Source organism: Bordetella sp. N (assembly GCF_001433395.1).
Classification (GTDB): Bacteria; Pseudomonadota; Gammaproteobacteria; order Burkholderiales; family Burkholderiaceae_B; genus Bordetella_C.
The window spans coordinates 1,955,429-1,972,608 of the sequence record NZ_CP013111.1; the positions used below are offsets into that span (position 1 = coordinate 1,955,429).

14 protein-coding genes are annotated in these 17,180 nt (G+C 66.8%); all 14 read right to left on the reverse strand.

What is annotated here, in order from left to right; genetic code table 11:
* Nucleotides 1–36: 36 nt before the first annotated feature.
* A complete protein-coding gene (locus tag ASB57_RS08395) occupies nt 37–1,041 on the reverse strand; it encodes a tripartite tricarboxylate transporter substrate binding protein (RefSeq protein ID WP_057651819.1) in 1,005 nt (334 codons plus the stop codon).
* A 73-nt stretch (nt 1,042–1,114) separates the two neighbouring features.
* Complete coding sequence (locus ASB57_RS08400) at nt 1,115–2,107, reverse strand: tripartite tricarboxylate transporter substrate binding protein (RefSeq protein ID WP_057651820.1); 993 nt, start codon at nt 2,105–2,107, stop codon at nt 1,115–1,117.
* A gap of 27 nt (nt 2,108–2,134) precedes the next feature.
* On the reverse strand, nt 2,135–2,767 hold the full coding sequence (locus tag ASB57_RS08405; RefSeq protein WP_082621455.1) for a GntR family transcriptional regulator: 633 nt from the start codon (nt 2,765–2,767) through the stop codon (nt 2,135–2,137).
* Nucleotides 2,768–2,874: 107 nt separating this feature from the next.
* Nucleotides 2,875–3,795 carry a hypothetical protein gene (locus ASB57_RS08410; protein ID WP_057656017.1) on the reverse strand — a complete coding sequence of 307 codons (921 nt, stop codon included), beginning with the start codon at nt 3,793–3,795 and terminating at the stop codon, nt 2,875–2,877.
* Nucleotides 3,796–3,891: 96 nt separating this feature from the next.
* A complete protein-coding gene (locus tag ASB57_RS08415) occupies nt 3,892–6,510 on the reverse strand; it encodes a spermidine synthase (RefSeq protein WP_156414095.1) in 2,619 nt (872 codons plus the stop codon).
* Nucleotides 6,507–8,159, reverse strand: coding sequence for an arylsulfatase (locus ASB57_RS08420; protein ID WP_057651821.1), 1,653 nt, complete (start codon nt 8,157–8,159; stop codon nt 6,507–6,509). The genes ASB57_RS08415 and ASB57_RS08420 overlap by 4 nt, the downstream gene beginning before the upstream one ends.
* 51 nt (nt 8,160–8,210) lie before the next feature.
* Nucleotides 8,211–9,263 carry an HAD family phosphatase gene (locus ASB57_RS08425; RefSeq protein ID WP_082621456.1) on the reverse strand — a complete coding sequence of 351 codons (1,053 nt, stop codon included), beginning with the start codon at nt 9,261–9,263 and terminating at the stop codon, nt 8,211–8,213.
* Nucleotides 9,260–10,684 (reverse strand): hypothetical protein, encoded by a 1,425-nt coding sequence (locus ASB57_RS08430; RefSeq protein ID WP_231755371.1) that lies wholly within the window; start codon nt 10,682–10,684, stop codon nt 9,260–9,262. The genes ASB57_RS08425 and ASB57_RS08430 overlap by 4 nt, the downstream gene beginning before the upstream one ends.
* A gap of 77 nt (nt 10,685–10,761) precedes the next feature.
* Entirely contained in the window at nt 10,762–12,423 is a 1,662-nt protein-coding gene (locus ASB57_RS08435) for a VWA domain-containing protein (RefSeq protein ID WP_082621458.1), read from the reverse strand.
* The gene (locus ASB57_RS08440; RefSeq protein ID WP_057651822.1) at nt 12,414–13,451 is read right to left on the reverse strand and encodes a VWA domain-containing protein; all 1,038 of its coding nucleotides are present in this window, start codon (nt 13,449–13,451) and stop codon (nt 12,414–12,416) included. The genes ASB57_RS08435 and ASB57_RS08440 overlap by 10 nt, the downstream gene beginning before the upstream one ends.
* Nucleotides 13,438–13,920: a DUF4381 family protein gene (locus ASB57_RS08445; protein WP_057651823.1), complete on the reverse strand. Its 483-nt coding sequence runs from the start codon at nt 13,918–13,920 to the stop codon at nt 13,438–13,440. Before ASB57_RS08445 ends, ASB57_RS08440 begins: the two co-directional genes overlap by 14 nt.
* Nucleotides 13,917–14,897 carry a DUF58 domain-containing protein gene (locus ASB57_RS08450; RefSeq protein ID WP_057651824.1) on the reverse strand — a complete coding sequence of 327 codons (981 nt, stop codon included), beginning with the start codon at nt 14,895–14,897 and terminating at the stop codon, nt 13,917–13,919. Before ASB57_RS08450 ends, ASB57_RS08445 begins: the two co-directional genes overlap by 4 nt.
* Nucleotides 14,898–14,906: 9 nt before the next feature.
* Nucleotides 14,907–15,947: a MoxR family ATPase gene (locus tag ASB57_RS08455; protein ID WP_057651825.1), complete on the reverse strand. Its 1,041-nt coding sequence runs from the start codon at nt 15,945–15,947 to the stop codon at nt 14,907–14,909.
* A gap of 35 nt (nt 15,948–15,982) precedes the next feature.
* Nucleotides 15,983–17,146 (reverse strand): formylglycine-generating enzyme family protein, encoded by a 1,164-nt coding sequence (locus ASB57_RS08460; RefSeq protein WP_231755372.1) that lies wholly within the window; start codon nt 17,144–17,146, stop codon nt 15,983–15,985.
* Nucleotides 17,147–17,180 lie beyond the last annotated feature (34 nt).

The following is a 17,180-nucleotide window of genomic DNA, read 5'->3' on the forward strand; positions in this document are numbered from 1 at the left end:
ATGCCATCGTCATCCATGGGTGAAATGAATCTCTTTTTACTCCACCTGGATGCCGGTGGCCTGCACCAGCTTCTGATACTTGCCGGCCTCGCTCTGCACGAACTGGCCGAATTCCGCCACGGTGTTGGGCCGCACGGCGGCGCCGTCGGCCTCGAAACGAGCTTTCACGGACGCTTCGGCAAGAATGGCATTCAAGGCCGCGTTGACCTGCTCGATGACGGGCTTGGGCGTGGCGGCCGGGGCGAACACACCGCCCCACAGGCTGAACTGGAAATCGGGCAGCACCACTTCCGCGACCGTCGGCACATTCGGCAAGACCTTCAGGCGCTCGCGCGATGACACAGCCAAGGCACGCAGGCGGCCCGAGTTGATATGCGGCATCACCGCCGACGCGCTGGAAAAGAAGAAGTCGACGTGGCCGCCCAGCAGGTCCGACATCGCCTGGCCTGCGCCCTTATAGGGCGCATGGACCATGCGGGTCTTGGTGCCCAAGGCCAGCGCGGCGGCGGCCAGGTGACCCGGCGTGGCCGTACCCGAGGACGCGTACGCCAGCGCATCGGGCTTGGCGCGCGCGGCCGTGATCAAGGCTTGCAGGTCGGCATAGGGCGATTTCTCGGGCACCGCCAGCACCAGCGGGGAATCGCCGACCAGGATCACCGGCGCGAATTCCTTCAAGGGGTCGTAGCCCAGCGTCTTGGACGCGAACTGGTTGACCGCGATCTCGCCGGTCTGCCCCAGCAGCAAGGTGTAGCCGTCCGCCGCCGCGCGCAGCACCACGCGCGAACCCACCGCGCCAGAGGCGCCGGCGCGGTTCTCGACGATGACGGTCCACTTCTTTTCCGTGCCCAGGCGCTCGGCCAGCACGCGGGCGAACACATCGCCCTGCCCGCCCGGCGCGTACGGCACCACCAGCGTGATCGGCTTGTTGGGATAGGCCTCGTCGGCCGCCCAGGCGCGGCCGCCCAGGGCCATGGCGCATCCGGCCGCCGTGGCCTTGATGAAGGTCCGGCGGCTCAGGCCGCAAGGGATATCGTGCTGCATCTCAGGTCTCCTCTATCCGCTCGGCCCCAAGCCGCGGCAACCAACTTGCCGCGCCGGGGGCGTGATTCTTCTGTCAATCCATCTTCATGCCGGACTTCTGCACCACCGCGCGCCACACCTTCAGCTCGCTCTCCAGCGTCTGGGCCAGCGCCGCCGGCGGGCCGCTGAAGGCTTCGGCGCCTTCATCCTTCAGGCGCTGGGCCACGAGCTTGTCCGCGGCCGCCGCGTTGACGTCCTTGTTGAGCTTGTCGATGATGGCCTGCGGCGTGCCGGCCGGCGCCAGCACGGCCCACCACGTCGAGATGTCGTAGTCAGGCACGCCTGCTTCCTCGACGGTGGGCACGTCCGGGAACAGCGGCGAGCGCGTCTTGCTGGTTACCGCCAGCAGGTCCACGCGGTGATCCTTCACCTGCGGCAGGATCGTCGGCACCGTCGCGAAGAAGACCTGCACTCGACCCGCCAGCAGGTCCACCGTGGCCGGGCCGCTGCCCTTGTACGGCACGTGGGTCATGTGCGCGTCCGTCTTCTGCTTGAAGAGTTCGCCCGCCAGATGGTTGATGCTGCCATTACCCGCCGAGCAGAAATTCAAATTGTTCTCGGGCTTGGCGGCCAGCGTGCGCAGGTCGGCGATGCCCTTCAGCTTCAGGTCTTTCGCGGCCACCACCAGGAGCGGGCCACGGCCCAGCAGCGCGATGGGGGCGAAGGACTTCTGCACGTCGTAGTTGGTGGCCACACCGGCCGCCGAATTGGTGACGAAGGTCGACGTCGCGAACAGCAGCGTATAGCCATCCGGGCGCGCATTGGCGACCATGCCGGCACCGATGGCGCCCCCGCCGCCGCCGCGGTTTTCCACCACCACCGAGCGGCCCAGGCGGTCCGCCAGGGTGCGAGCCAGGTCACGCGCGATGCTGTCCGTGCCGCCGCCGGCCGCGAACGGCACCACCAGCGTGATCGGATGGCTGGGATAGTCGTCGGCCGCTTGTGCCGGCGTCAGCGTCGCCAGCGCCGGGACGCACAGGGCCAGTCCCGCCAGCCATTGCCGGCGGGAAAAATTCAACTTCCGCATTGTTTGTGTCTCCGTATTATGTCGCGCTCATCCCTGGCGCAGCATCTTCAAACGTTCCAGCAGGGCCTGTTGGATATGGTGTTGAGCGGCTTCCTGCGCCGCACGCGGATCGCGGGCGCGTATGGCCTCGACGATGGCGTTGTGCTCGGCGTTGGACTTGTCCGCGCGCGCTGGCGTGCTGAGCGTGCTGCGTCCAAGCAGATAAGTGGTTTCGGTGAGCGAATGCAGCGACCGGATCAGATAGCGGTTGTGCGCCGCGCTGTACACGGCCTGGTGAAAGCGCAGATTCTGCGTCACGGGATCGCCGCCATCGCCGTCGTCGAGGATGGCCTGCATATTGGCGATTTCCACGTCGGACGCATGGCGCGCGGCCAGTTCCGCCGCGCTGCCTTCCAGCACGCGGCGCATGGCGTAGAGCTCGCCGACCTCTTGCTGGTCCATGGTCGTCACGACCATGCCGCGGCCCGGCTCGTGCGTGATCAGGCCTTCGTCCTGGATGCGCTTGAGCGCCTCGCGCACCGGCGTGCGCCCCATCTCCAGAAGATTGGCCACCTCGATCTCGCGCAGGCGGGCGTCCGGGCCGAACAAGCCACCCAGAATACGGCGCTTGATCTCGTTATACGCGGCGTGCGACTGCGAATTCGCCTTGGCGATAGGCATGTTTGTCTCGTCCTAATTTTTGTATATTTTTGCATACATAAAATCAGGACGCAAATATCGGATGCTGCCGGCGCCGGCTGCCAGGCATTTTCTCGCGACGCCCGTGGTCAGAAGCTGACGGCCAGTCCCACCGAGAACCCCGATACGTTGTTGCCGAGCACGTACCGTCCAACCAATCGGGTACGCGTGATGAAAGAGCTGTACGCGCTGGAGTCGAATTCCAGCCCGGCGCCCACCGAGGTCAAGCGGTCGAATCCCAGGATGCCCCGCTGGTCGCCAAGAAACTCGGAGTGCGTCAGCTCCAGCACGTAGCGAAGCGGGCGCTGCAACAGGGTGATACCCGTCGGCGCGCGGTAGCGCGCCCACAGATTGACCGACTTGGCGTCCGCGGAGCCCTTCACCGCGGCAGAACTGTCGAAGCTCTTGAGCCGGATGTCCGAATAGCGCAGCTCCACGTCGATTTCACCCTCCGGCCGATAGTGTTCGTAGTCCAGCATCAGGGAACCGCCCAGGCCATAGGCATTGAGGGATCCACGATCCAGGAAATCCACATCCTTGCCGGTCTGGCGTCCCACATACCAGCTGGCCGCACGCAAATCGCTGGTGACGTTGCCCAGCGCCACGTTGAATATGGGACGTAACTTGAGCTCGTCGGTCAGCTTGAGATCCCAACCTATGCCGCCAGTCACGGAGGTACTGTTCCACTTGGCCGGCACGCGCCGCGACTCGCTCCCATCGCTGGCGATGAAGGTAGGGTCATAACGGCTATAGGCCACCACGCCCTCCAGGTAAAGCGGGACCGATTTCGAGATCGTGTCGCCCCCGCCCAGCTGGGTCATGAAGAAACTCGTCGAACCCTTGGTGGAGCTGGTGCCGCTGCCTATGTTCAAGGAACTGGTGGTGATATCCGGCACGATGGAGAAGGACATCAACGCCAATACCCCATTGGCCCGCTTCTGCAGATCGTCCTTGGACAGGCGCAGGCCCTGCTGGCCCAGCGCGGGGTCCGCCAGGCCGCAAGTCAACATGGCCAGCGCACAGGCGGAAAAACGCGTCCCCACGCGCGTCACCGGAATATTACGCATGCACCCTCCTGACATTCTTGCCTCCGCCTGATCACCCGCCTAGCCGCCGCCCATGAACCACCGCAGATACGGGTTGTCGCGGGACAGGCGTGCCAAAGCCGCCGCGTTGCGGGCCCACGCGCCACGGTCGCCGTCGTAGGCGGCCAAGGCGCTGGTGTAGAACATATCGAGGGCGGCGCGCTCGCGGGCGATGGCGGCCAGCAAGGCCGGGTCGTTCACCGCGATGGGCGGCGCCCCGCGCAGGTCCAGCAGCGCCGGCAGCGTGCGCGTCAGTTCACGTGGACGCACCCAGGTGGCGTACTCGATGGCGGGCCGGTCGTCCGTGACCGGCGGTGTCGCGCCGGCGAAGCGCGCCAGGCCGGCGCGGTCCGTCACCCAGGTCGCCAGGAGCGCGCCGGGCGACATGATGCCGACCTCGGCGAGCGCGGCGCGCACGGTCGGAATCTGGAAGCGCGCTTCGATACGGTCCGCATCCAGGGGCATGGCCTGCATCGATCCCACCAGCAGCGTCTCGTGCAACTCCGTGGTCCACAGCGTCGCGTGCGGAAACACGGCGATGAAGCTGGCCACCAGCGCCTGTGTGTCTTCGATGTTCTGGGTCGGCAAAGGTAGCCACTGCGCCACCACGCCCTTGGCGTTCAGCCGCGCTGCCGCCAGTTGGTAGAAGTCGCGTGAATAGAGGTTCACGACGCCGGCCGCGGAGGGCGGCGGTGGCTCCAGGGTAATCAGGTCGTAATGCTCGTCGCTCGCCAGCAATTCGCGACGACCGTCGCGCAGACGGCGATCCAGGCCAGGATCGGTGGCGGCGTCGTAAGTCCCCGCGAAGCGCGGCCCGGCGTGCAGCACCGCGGGCAGCAATTCGGCGACGACCCTGCGCTCCAGCGCCGGATAGCGCGACAAGGCGCCGGCCGTGATGCCGGTGCCATAACCGATGACCAGGGCCGAACGCGGCTCGCCCGCGTGGACGATCAGCGGCAACAAGGCCTGCAGGCGCATATAGCGCAGCGACGGCATGGCGTCACCGGAATTGGACACGCCCTGGATGTACAGCCGCCGAAAACGCCGCTCGCCCTCCCCGCGCTCGACCACCGCCACGGTGCCGCCGCGGTTTTCCTCGTAGAACACCAGGTTGGCGCCTTGGGCGCCGGGCAGCAGGCGCGCCAGATGATCGGCCGGAAGGGAGGCGCCCAGGACCAGCGCCACCAGGGTCAGGCCCAGCGCCAGCACGCGCGCGGATGGGCCTGTCCGTGGCGCCTTCCATACCGCCACGATGCCGATCGCGCAGGCCAGTACCGCCAACAAGGCCAGGCTGCGCACGGCGCCCAGGCCGGGCAGGAGCACGAAGGCGGTCAGCCCCGTTCCCGCGATCCCGCCCAAGGTATTGGCGCCCAGCACCAGGCCAGCGCCCTGCCCCCGCTGCTCCGGCGCCACGGCAATCCGCAAGACGGCGGGAAATGCCGCGCCCAGCAGCAGTGTCGGCAGCAGCACCACGGCAGTCGCGGCCACCAGAAAACGCGCGCTCATCCCGGCCAGACCACTGCCGGTCCAGGCGACCATCGTCATCTCCGCGCTGGTCTGAAGGCCGATGAGCCAGCGGCCCAGCAGCGCCGCCTCCAGCAGCGCGACGACGCCGGCGCCGGCAATCAACAGGCCGAACAGGCGCCATGGGTCGCGCGGTTCCCAACGGGCATACAAAGCCGAGCCGATCGCCAAGCCTGCCAGATACACCGCCAGGACGATGGAAAACGCGAACGCGCGCGTGCTCATGAACGGCACCACCATTTGCGACCACAGGATCTCGTAGCCCATGGCGATGGCGCCCGCGCCGGCGTACAGGAGGATGGCCAATCTGGCGGCGGGGTCGACTGCGCCGGACCGCGCGTGCGCCACGGTCGCGGGCGTCCGTGCGTCCTTCCCGGAGCGCTTGCGGTGCGACCTCTCGGGATCCGCCCGTCGATTCTCGATGCCGGTGGCAGCAGCAACGGCAGCATTTGAAGCAGCGGCAGCCCCACGCCTGTCCAGTAGCCACGCCCCCAGCGCGGCCATCAGATTCAAGCAGGCAGCCGCCCAGGCGGTCCCCTGCACGCCAAGGACGGGGATCAGTAAAAAGGCCGGCAGCAAGGCGCCGATAATCGCGCCGCCGGTATTCGCGGCATAAAGCGTTGCGCCGGTTCGGCCCACTCTTCCCGCGCCCAGGGCCCGCAGCAGCACCGGCAAGGTGCCGCCCATCAGGAAAGGCGCAATCCCGACTACAGCAACGATGCTCAGCCACGCCAGCAAGGCGGCGTGTTGCTCCACATCGGCAAACAATGCCGCGCCATGGCCCAAGGCCAAGGTAACCAGCACCGCGAGGATGGCGATGCCGGCTTCGATGGCCGCGTAAAACCTTAACGGCCGCGCGACCCGATCCGCCTGCCGGCCCAGCCAGGCGCTACCCGCCGCCAACCCCAGAAAGAAAGCGCTGACCGCCACGGCGATGGCGTGAACCTCCACGCCCACGATGAGGGTCAGCTGCTTGATCCACAGCACCTGGAACATCAATGCGGCGCTGCCGGACAAGGCCATCAGCAGCGCCGGCGCGACCAGGCGCGCGCCAGCCGACCCTGCCTGATCGCGAGTATCGGAAGCCGCCGGCAGCGCACGCATCGAGAGGGTCATTGACGAACCTGTTTGGCCTTTTCGGCGTAGTACTTCTCAAGGAACTTGTTCAGCTCCTCCTGCGCCTGATCGGTACTGAACGTCGCCGGCCGCTGGCTGGGCGGATAGGTCTTGAACGTATCCAGAAACTCGGCCGCCTTGGCCGTGGCGATGAAGGCCAGGTAGGCGTTCTTGGTCAGCCAGTCGTTGTACTGGTCCGAGACGATGTCCGCCCGCTCGTAGGGGTCCATCCTCAGGTTGAATACCTTCGGCACGCGCAGGCAGACGAAGGGTTCCTGCCAGACCGCGAAGCCCCCAGGCGCCTTCTGTTCGCAGAACACGACCTTGAAATTCTCATACCGCATCGCGACCAGCAAACCGTCGTCGTTGAAGTAAAAGAATTCATCCCGCGCGCTCTTGTCGCTCTTGCCGGTCAAGTAGTCCAGCTGGTTGTAGCCATCCAGGTGAACCTTGTAGCTCTGGCTGGCGCCCTGCGGCGTCCAGCCCTTGAGCAAACGGTCCTTGATATCCTTGTCACCCGTGGCGGCGAGCAAGGTCGGGAACCAATCCATGCCGGACACCATGCCGTTCTTGACCTCCCCCGCGGGAACATGGCCCGGCCAGCGGATCATGGCAGGTACCCGGAAGGCTCCTTCCCAGTTGGAGTCTTTCTCGTTCCGGAAAGGCGTCGTCGCCGCGTCGGGCCAGGTGAACTGGTTCGGGCCGTTGTCGGTCGAGTAGACGACGATGGTGTTGTCGGCGATGCCCATGTCATCCAGCTTCTTCAGCAGCTTGCCCACGTCCTGATCATGCTCCCACATGCCATCCGCGTACTCATTGCCGGGCATGCCGCTCTTGCCCCGGTATTCGGGCCTGACATGGGTGTAGATGTGCATGCGCGTGGTGTTCATCCACACGAAGAAGGGTTTGTCGCCCTTGCCATGCTTGTCGATATAGTCCAGCGCGGCGCCCACGGTCTCATCGTCGATGGTCTCCATGCGCTTGCTGGTCAAGGCGCCGGTATCCTCGACCTTGCCATCGGCGGTGGCGCGTATCACGCCACGTGGCATGTAGGCCTTGATGACGGGGTCGGTGGGATTCTTCGGAAAGAATGGCCGCTCAGGCTCCTCTTCGGCATTCAGGTGATAGAGATTGCCGAAGAACTCGTCGAAGCCGTGCTTGGTCGGCAGGTACTCATCCCGGTCGCCCAGATGGTTCTTGCCGAATTGCGCGGTGGCGTAACCCTCGGCCTTGAGCGCCTGGGCAATGGTGATGTCGCGGTCCTGCAATCCTACGGTCGCGCCCGGCACCCCCACTTTGGAAAGGCCCGTACGCATGGGCGATTGGCCCGTGATGAAGCTGGAACGGCCCGCCGTGCAGCTGTTTTCCGCGTAGTAGTCGGTGAAAATCGTGCCTTCTTTCGCGATGCGGTCGATATTGGGTGTCCTGTAGCCCACTACGCCCATCGTGTAGGCGCTGATGTTCGCCTGGCCGATATCGTCCCCGAAGATCACCAGGATGTTCGGCTTCTTGCCGGACGCCTGGGGCTGCGTACTTTGAGTCTGGGTACCTTGAGCCTGACTGCCCTGGGCCTGCGCGTGGGCGCCGCCCTGCACCGCAAGCCCGCCCGCGGCCAATAACGCCGCATATAGCCATCGTCTTGCATTCATCACTGCTCTCCTTGCCCAGGTCTGGGCGTCTTGGGTCCATGCCACCTGCTGCTAATACGCGTACATTCGAGACCACTCCTTTTCCATGTCGACGATCGTCCACCCCTGCCGGCGCGCTTCGTCCAGGGCCTTGTCCAGGCGCCCGATCGACGATTCACGGTCATAGGCCCATTCGCGCGTGGCATCCGTGTGGTGGACCAGTCCGGCGAAGCGCCGGCCCGGGCCGGCGGCCGTCCACTGCAGCATCTGCAAATCGCCATCCGAATTGCCGAAGGCAAAGATGGGACGCCGGCCGATGATGTTCTGGATGGCGACCGGCTTGGCCGGCCCGTCATCGTTGAATTCGAGCTTGGGCAGCCGCAACAGGCGTGGCTGGCCGTCGCGCATGTCATAGGTGATAGCAAAGCGGCTGCCGATGACCTGTTCCGGTGGAATGCCATAGGCCTGCTGGGCCCAGGCCCGCATGAAGGCAACGTCGCCGCCCGACACGATATAGGTCTTGAAGTCATGCGCGCGCAGGTAATCCAGCAATTCGCGCATGGGGGCGTAGGTCAGGCTGCTGTAGGGGACCTGGAAGCGCGGGTGGCGCGCGGTACGCATCCAGTCCTGCACCTGGCGGGTGTACTGCTCGCTGTCCATGCCGGTCTGGGTGGCGGTGATGATCTGGATCAGGTCGCGGGTGGTCAGCTTGGCCAGGGCTTTCTGGTCGTTACGCAGGACCGCCTGGAACGGCGGCGTGGTCTTCCACGAAGGATGGGACGGCGCCATCGCGCGCACCTGATCCAGCGCGAACAACACCTGGAAATACAGGGGCTGCTCGCTCCACAGCGTCCCATCGTTGTCGAAGACTGCTATGCGCTCATCCACCCCGACAAAATCCGGACTGCCGGGCTGGGTCACCGCGCGCACGAATTCGGTGATGGCCTGGCGGGATGGGCCGTCGTTCCAGGATTTCAGCGCGGCGGGCGCGAGCAGCTGGTCTTGTGCCTGCGATGACGGCTGCTGAGTGCCACATGCGGCCAGCAAAGACACGGCACAAAGGATGGCAGCCGAAACACAGCGTTTGATACACAGCAACGTGGCGTGAGTACGGATGGCGGTCATGATGTGTTCTCCGAGGACGCTGTCGATAACGACGCCGGCAAGGCATGCGGGGACCTTGCGCCGGCACAACGGCGCTGGCGCCGCCAGATCGCTCGCCACTTTCGGGTGGCCAGGGCCAGAGTGGCACGGGCGTCTTCAGGACCTGCCGCATGCGGAACTGTCTCTTCCGGACCTGCGCCATCAGGATGTGCGCCGTCGGGGCCTGCACCGTCGGGACCTGCGTTATCAAGAGAGCGGCGCCCGTACGCATGGCTCAACGCGGCCTCCGCGGCGGCGTGAGCGGCCGCATCCAAGGGCGCCACCGCCTTGCGCATCGTCGGCGCACCAGTTGACCTGCGCAGCCACCGATAGCAGGCGCTCAAGCCGGCCGGCGCGGTGCGTGCTTCGCGTTGCCAGGCACGCCAGTAGCAAGCTTCGCTGGACTGCCAGCGCAGCCGGGCCCGGTCGATCGCGGCGCGCACGGCCCTCGCCGCGCGGAGAATCCAGGGCCGGAACAGCCACAGCAGCACTAGCGCGAACACCGGGATGGCGACCGCGGACAGCAACCAGGGCGGAAGCACCCAGCGCGCTTGTTGACGCAGCCGTGAGAGGTCATCGGCCAAGGAAAACGGCACGTCCGCCTTGGGCGCCGCGGCCACCACCACGTGCCGGCCCGGCAGGGTTTGCTCCCGTGGCGTGCCGTCCGCGGCATCGCTCAGCGGCAGCGCGAGCGCCGGCAGATCGAAGGTGCCCGCCTCCAGCGCCACGTACTCGGCCCGGTCGATCCGCTGTCCGCCGATGAAACCGCCCCGGCCATCGGTCAGCGTCGTTACTTGCGGTTCCAGCGCATAACGCTTGAAATGCGGCACGTCGCCCAGGGGCGCGGCAGGCAGCAGCATCGCCTGCTCACCCTCGGCGCGTTGGGTGATGGTCCGCGTGATCCGGCCGCCAGTGATGAGCGGATCGGGCGCGAGAGAGTAGGTTTGCGTAATGGTGAGTTTGGTGACTTTAGTGGCACGCTGCGGCGTTGCCCCGCCTGGTGAGACTGAGGCAGCGCCGCCTACCGTGACGGTCAATGGCGTGCTGCTCGCCGACACGAGATTGCCGCCGGGCCCGACCTGGGCGCTTACGGTCAGGGCGGGGATAAGCAGCTCGCCAGCCTGGGGCACGATCAGAAGGTAGGTGTAGCGCAGACCGCTGTAGGCGACGCCGTCTCTCTGCTCGCGCAGCAATGAACCCTCGCCCGATGGCGGCGTCACCAGCACGCCCGGCAGTGTCAGCGTCGGCAAGCGCGGGGGCTGGGTGAACCAGGTGCTGGTCATGACGTCGAGCTGCAGCTCGATGGTGCCATTCGCCGGCGCCTGGGATGGCGCATGGGCCGTCACGCGCAGAGGGGGCGAGTCCTGGGCTTCCTGGGCGTGAGCCGGCGCCGGGAAAGCCACAACGCAGCAGAACCAGAACGGCCAAACCCACACCCAAGCGAAAATCGCCGTGCCTTTCAAGAGGCGCTGAAGTCCGTTCATGGCCGCCCTCCCGCCGCATTCTGGGCTGCATCTTGAGCCGCATTTTGCACGGCATCCCGAGCCGTATCCTGGGCCCCATTCCGCGCTGCGTCCCGGGTCACATCCTTCGCCGCATCCGGGGCTGCGAACTTGCCGCGCAGGAAGCGCGCGGGGGAAACCGTCAGATTGTTCAGCCACGTCTCCTCGGACGCGGCCTGCCTGGTCTGCGTCGCCACCATCTTGCCGGCCTGCGCCGTCTTGTCTTCGATGGTCTTGTCGGCCGGCTCACTCTGCGCGCCTTCGTCTTCCTGGGTCATCGCGGCGAGCAGGCGCGCGACGATGCCCCGATTGACGACAGCCGGCTCCCACGCCGGCCTGACCGCCAGCGCCTGGTCGTAGGCGGCCAGCGCGGCGTCATAGTGGCGCAGCCGCGTCTGGGTATTGCCCGCGTAGAAGTAACCCTCGGCGGTGGTCAAGGCGCCGAAGGCCTGCAACGCAACCGGATAGTTCCCGGCCGCATAGGCCGCGCGCCCCTTCCAATACGGATCCTGGAAATGCGCCACGGCAGCGGCATAGTCCCCCCGCTGGAACGCCATTCGACCCTGCTGGTCGGCGGTGAGGAACATATCGGTCACGGTGGCAGCAATCGTGGATCCAAGCTCGGCGGCATTGCTGGCTTGCGGTGGAGCGATCATCATTACGCCGGCCACAAGGCATGCATGCCAGGTCACACGCCCGCCCCGGCGCAGGGCCACCAGGGCCAGGATGGCAAGCGGCCAGCACAGCCAATATCCGGCCTCCTTCCAATGAGGGGTGCCGGCGCGTGCATCCTGGACCGATAGAAAGTGCTGCTGGGCGTGCAGCGTGATCCAGTCAAGGTCATCGCTGCCTCTGGTGAGGCTGCCCAAGGGCGCACCCGCCGCGCGTGCCAGTTCCCGCAGCGCGGATTCATCGACGCCGGACCCGCTATTGCCCTGCCCGCTGGCGCCGGCGCGCTGGCCGACAGCCATCACAAGCACCTGCATGTCCCGCGCTGCCTGCGCATTCTGCCGAACGGCGGTTAGCTGTGTCGGATCGACACCGTCGGTCAACAGCAGCAAGGTACCGCCCGTGCGTTCCGCCGCCAGCACCCGCGCACCCAGGGCAATGGTCCCCGCCGCATCATGGCCCCCGGTGGCGATCAGATCGGACGACAGCGCCTGTATGAACAGATCCAGCAGATCCTTGTCATCGGTCGGCGGCAACACCAGGTGGCTGCTGCCGGCGTAAGCGATCAAGCCGGTCTTCGACCCCGCTCGCCGCGCAGCCACATCGCGCGCCATCTGCTTGGCGGCCTCCAGGCGGGATGGCGGGACGTCCGTGCCATCCATGGATGGCGACAGATCCAGCGCGACGATCAGGGGCGCGACGTTGTCGAGAAAATCCGGTTCGTCACGCTGCCAGACAGGCCCTGCAGCGGCCACCGCGGCCAAAACCAGGATGGCGGCGAGAATATCGATCGGCCGTGGCCCCCGGCCCCCAGGCGCATGCACCAGCAGATAAGGCAATAGCGCCGGCGCGATGCGGCTGTCCCGCAGCTGGCGTCCGGCCACCGCACGCCATAGCCACCATAGAAAGATCGCTGCCAGCACGCCGCCCAGCCACCACGGGCGTAGAAAGTGGAAGGCGCTCAGGTCCATGCGCCCTCCTTGCGCTCGTCAGCGTCGGCGTCGGCGCCAGCGACCGCTTCCGCCGCGCGCGCACCTGCCCAGCCCGCCAACGCCGCGATGACGTGCCATAGCGCCAGCAGGCACATGGCAGCCGCCAACGGCACCCAGAAGAACTCCCGTTTCGGCTGATGGCTCAGCGTACGGACCTCGCGCGGCGTGATGCGGTCCAGGGTGGCGTACACGTCTTGCAGCGCCGCCTGGTCCTGCGCGCGAAAGAACTGGCCGCCCGTGGCCTTGGCGATGTCGCTAAGCGCATCGAAGTCCACTTTGTCGTCACCCGTCGCCGCCGGATCGCCCAGGCCTATGGTGTGCACCACGATGCCATGCTTTTTCGCCAGGGCGGCGGCCCGGGCCGGCGGGACGGCGCTGCCCGTATCGTTGCCATCGGTGAGCAGGATCATCACCTTGTCGCGTTCGCGGGCGGCATCGAGCATGCGGATCCCCAGGCCTATCGCATCGCCGATCGCAGTGTTGGGCCCCGCCATGCCGACGGCGGTCTGGTCGAGCAATAGGCGCAAAGCGGCATGATCCAGGGTCAGGGGCGCTTGCGGATAGGCGCCCGTGCCGAACACGATCAAGCCCAAACGATCATCACTCCGCTTCTCGATGAAGTCGCGCACCACGGCGCGCAGCGCCTGCCAACGCGTGGTCTCGCGCCCGGCGGTATCGCGGAAATCGCGCGTATCCATGGACTGCGATATGTCGACCGCCAGCAGGATGTCGCGCACGGGCTCCGCATGCACCAGCGGCGGCTCGACCCACTGCGGCCGCGCCAGGGCAAGCAGCAGCAACAGCCAGACGACGACGTTGAGCCATAGCTGCGCCCCCGCCGTCTGTACGCCAGGACGGTGGGGTGACTTGCCCGTCAATCTGGCCATGGCGTCGAAGAACGGCGCGCGCAAGGCGCTGCGGCCGTGCAGATAAGGCGGCAGCCACCGATAGGCGGCCCACGCCAGAGGCGCGGCAAGCAGCAGCCAGGGGTAGTCAAGCCGCCACATGGTGACGCTCGATCCAACGCCGGCTGGCGTCGAACAAAAGATCCAGGGTCGCCGGATCGAGTTCACGCACGGTCGCGTCCGGTGCGTAGGCAAGCGTGGCCAGCAGCGGTCCACTGTCCGCGGGCAACGGCGATGGCAACGGCAACGCCACGACCGCTAGTGACGCGTCCGGCCGCAAGCCAGCAGACGACCGCGCCGCCAGCGCCGTCCGTTTGAGCAGATCGGGCAAAGCCCGCGCCGCCAGCGTTTGTCGACCAGCCTGCGCCCTTATGCGCGCCAGTTCGATCAGGGCCTGCCTGCGATAGCGATTACGTCGGTGTCTGCGCAAGCCGGCGACCAGCGCGTAGACACTGAGCGCCAGGACGATCAACGCCAGCAGCGCCCAGCCCCATGTTTGTGGCCAATATGGCACCGGCGGCGGCATGGGCAGCTCGCGCAACTGGTCCAGGCCAGGCAGATCGGCGCTCATGTCCGCCCCCCTGCCCGCCGGCCCAACTCGCGCCGCAGCTGCGTCAGCTCGTCGTGGGCGGTATCGATCATCAACAGCGGCACACGACTGCGCCGCAGCAGGTCGGCCACGTCGCGCAAGCGCTCGCTGAAGAAATTCGCCAGCGGCCGGCGCTCGCGCGGACGGCCCACGGCGATATCGAGTTGCAGTTCGCCCTGCGTCACGACCAGGCGGCCCTGGCGCGGAAAATTCTGCGCCAGCGGATCGAAGACCAGCATGCCGATTACGTCGTTGTGCGCCGCCAGCACGCGCAAGGCACGCAGGGTTTCCGCATCGGCACCGGCGAAGTCGCTGACAACACAGACCAGGCTGTCATGCGGCGCCAGCGCCATGGCGGCACGCAAGGCGCTATTCAAGCCCGGCATCGCCGGCCGGTCGGTGCGGTCCGCGGCCAGAGCGCCGTTCGCGCGCACCACTTCAGCCAGCAAAGCGCGCACGCGATCCCGGCTGCGCAAGGGCTTGAACACCTTGCGCCCATCGTCATCGAAAACCACGCCGCCTACCCTGTCGCCGGCCCTCAGCGCCATCCAGGCGGCATAGGCCGCCAGACGCGCCGCCACCGCGCTCTTGAACGCACGCACCGAACCGAAGTACATGGTCATGCGCTGGTCGACGACGATCAGCGCCGGCCGATCGCGCTCTTCGGTGTAGGCGCGCACGTAGGGCTTGCCATAGCGCAGCGATGCGCGCAGGTCCAGTTGGCGCAGGTCGTCGCCAGGCACGTAGCGGCGCAGCTCGGCGAAGTCCAGCCCCCGTCCGCGCAAACGGGAACCGTGGGCGCCGGCCAGCACGCTGTTCAGGGGCTGACGCGCGCCGAACGACAGACCCCGGACAGCCCCCTCCAGGCCGGCCAATTCCGCCAGGGACGGGTAGACCGGATGGGGGCCGGAATAGGTGGTGGAATGGGTGGCGGCGGGAGGGTTATCGGGCGTCGGCATGGTGTTCTCCTAGGCAGGAACGGCCACCGCGTCGAGCAGGCGGTCGATGACCTGCTCGGTCGTCACGCCATCCGCCACCGCGTCGTAGGAAAGATGCAGCCGATGCCGCAACACGGCATGCGCCACCGCGCGCACATCGTCGGGGGAACTGAATGCCGCCCCCGCCAGCCAGGCATGGGCCCGTGCCGCGCGGTCCAGCGCGATGGCGCCGCGCGGGCTGGCCCCCACGTCTAGCCAACGCGCCAGGTCGGTTTCGGCGGGACGCCGCGTTGCGTTGACCAGATCCACGATGTAGCGGTCGACCGCGGGGGCGACGTAGGTCGATGCCGCTGCGGCACGGCAAGCGAAGAGATCGGCCTGGGTGACGTGGACATCGGTGTGCGCGGTAGCGGCAACGGTCGCGGGGGGTATCTCCGTTGCGGCAGCGGCCTCCGCGTTCGCTTCGCGCACGGGTTCACGCGGGGGTTCACGCACGGGTTCACGCAACAACGCCAGCATCGCCAGTTCGTCATCCGGCGCCGGATAGTCCAGCCGGATCTTCATCAGGAAGCGATCCATCTGCGCTTCGGGCAAAGGATAGGTTCCTTCCTGCTCGATGGGATTCTGCGTCGCCAGGACCATGAACAGGGGCGGCATCGCGCGCGTGACGCCGCCCACCGTGATCTGCCGCTCTTCCATCGCCTCCAGCAATGCCGACTGCACCTTGGCCGGCGCGCGGTTGATCTCATCGGCCAGCACCAGATTGCCGAATAGCGGGCCCGCCTGGAAGCGCACCTGGTGCCGTCCCTCGGCATCCTGTTGCAGCACGTCCGCGCCGGTGATGTCCGAAGGCAGCAGGTCAGGCGTGAACTGGATACGGCTCATGTCGGCGGCCAGGTGCGCGGCCAAGGCCTTGACCGTGCGCGTCTTGGCGAGACCCGGCAGGCTCTCCAGCAGAACGTGGCCATCCGCCAGCAAGGCCACCAGCACCAGCCGTATCACGGCCGCCTGGCCGAGCACCGCCGCGCCGACCGCCTGTTCCAGGGCCAGTATGTTTTCCCGATTTGCCATGCCCCTCCCCTTGATGGTGGGCAGCGACTATCCATTCAACGCGTGGCGACGCTCTGCTTGCCGGACTGCGCCAGCTGCCATTGCGCCTGTGTCATGACGGTGCGGAAACCCAGGTGAGACATGCTGTTCATGGGATCCGTGCCCCGTCGCGCGCTGGTGCGGTAGCTGATGCAATAAGACTCACTGCACAGGAAGGACCCGCCGCGCGTCACCCGCTTCGGTGCCTGCGCCGGCACTCCGGGGTCATCCGGATCGAAACTTTGCGCCGGCCCCGCTGGATCCAGAGGCGGTTGACGGTATTGGGCCTCGATGCGGAAGGCATCGGCCCGGTACCAGTCCGCGGTCCACTGCCAGACGTTGCCCGCCATGTCGTACAGGCCATAGCTGTTGGGCGCATAGGTGCCCACCGGGGTCGTCCCGACGGGGATCTTCTCGTCCGTCACGACGGGAAAGGGTTGCTGCTCGGTCGTGTCCCAGATATTGGCCATGGGACGTCCACCTGGCGCCAGTTCGTTACCCCAGGCATAAGTGGCCTGTTCCAGGCCGCCGCGCGCGGCGAACTCCCATTCCGCTTCCGTGGGCAGGCGCTTGCCCGCCCACTTCGCGTAGGCCTGCGCATCCTCGTAGGACACCTGCACCACCGGGTGGTCCTCCTTGCCGACGATGTTGCTTTGGGGGCCTTGCGGATGACGCCAATCCGCGCCAGGCACATAACGCCACCATTGCGAGAAATCCCGCAGGGAGACCTCGGTGGCGGTGCCGACGAAAACCATGGCGCCGGCCACCAGCTTGGCGTCATCCGGACGCGGCGTGCCCGGCGGCAACTGCACCCGTAGATCCTCCCAGCGCGGCTTGCGCTCGGCCGTGGTGACATAGCCGGTGGCTTCGACGAAGCGCGCGAACTGGCGATTCGTCACGTCGTGCGTATCCATCCAGAACCCCGACAGACGTACCTTGTGCGCGGGCCGCTCATTGGGCTGCGACATGCGCACGTCGCTGCCCATGAGGAATTCGGCGCCGGGGATCCAGGCCATGCCCTCGGGTCCCTTCTTGCCGTCGCCCAACACCGCCACGGCGACGGACGCCTTGTCGCTCTTGCCCGGCAGGACGTCCAAGGCCGCGGCCACAGCCGCCGTCACACCCACCCCGATAAAGATGCCCAGCACCAGCCAGGCGCGTGCTCGCATACGTTTAGTCATGCTGCGTACCTCCACTCGGAACTCCGGTCCGGCG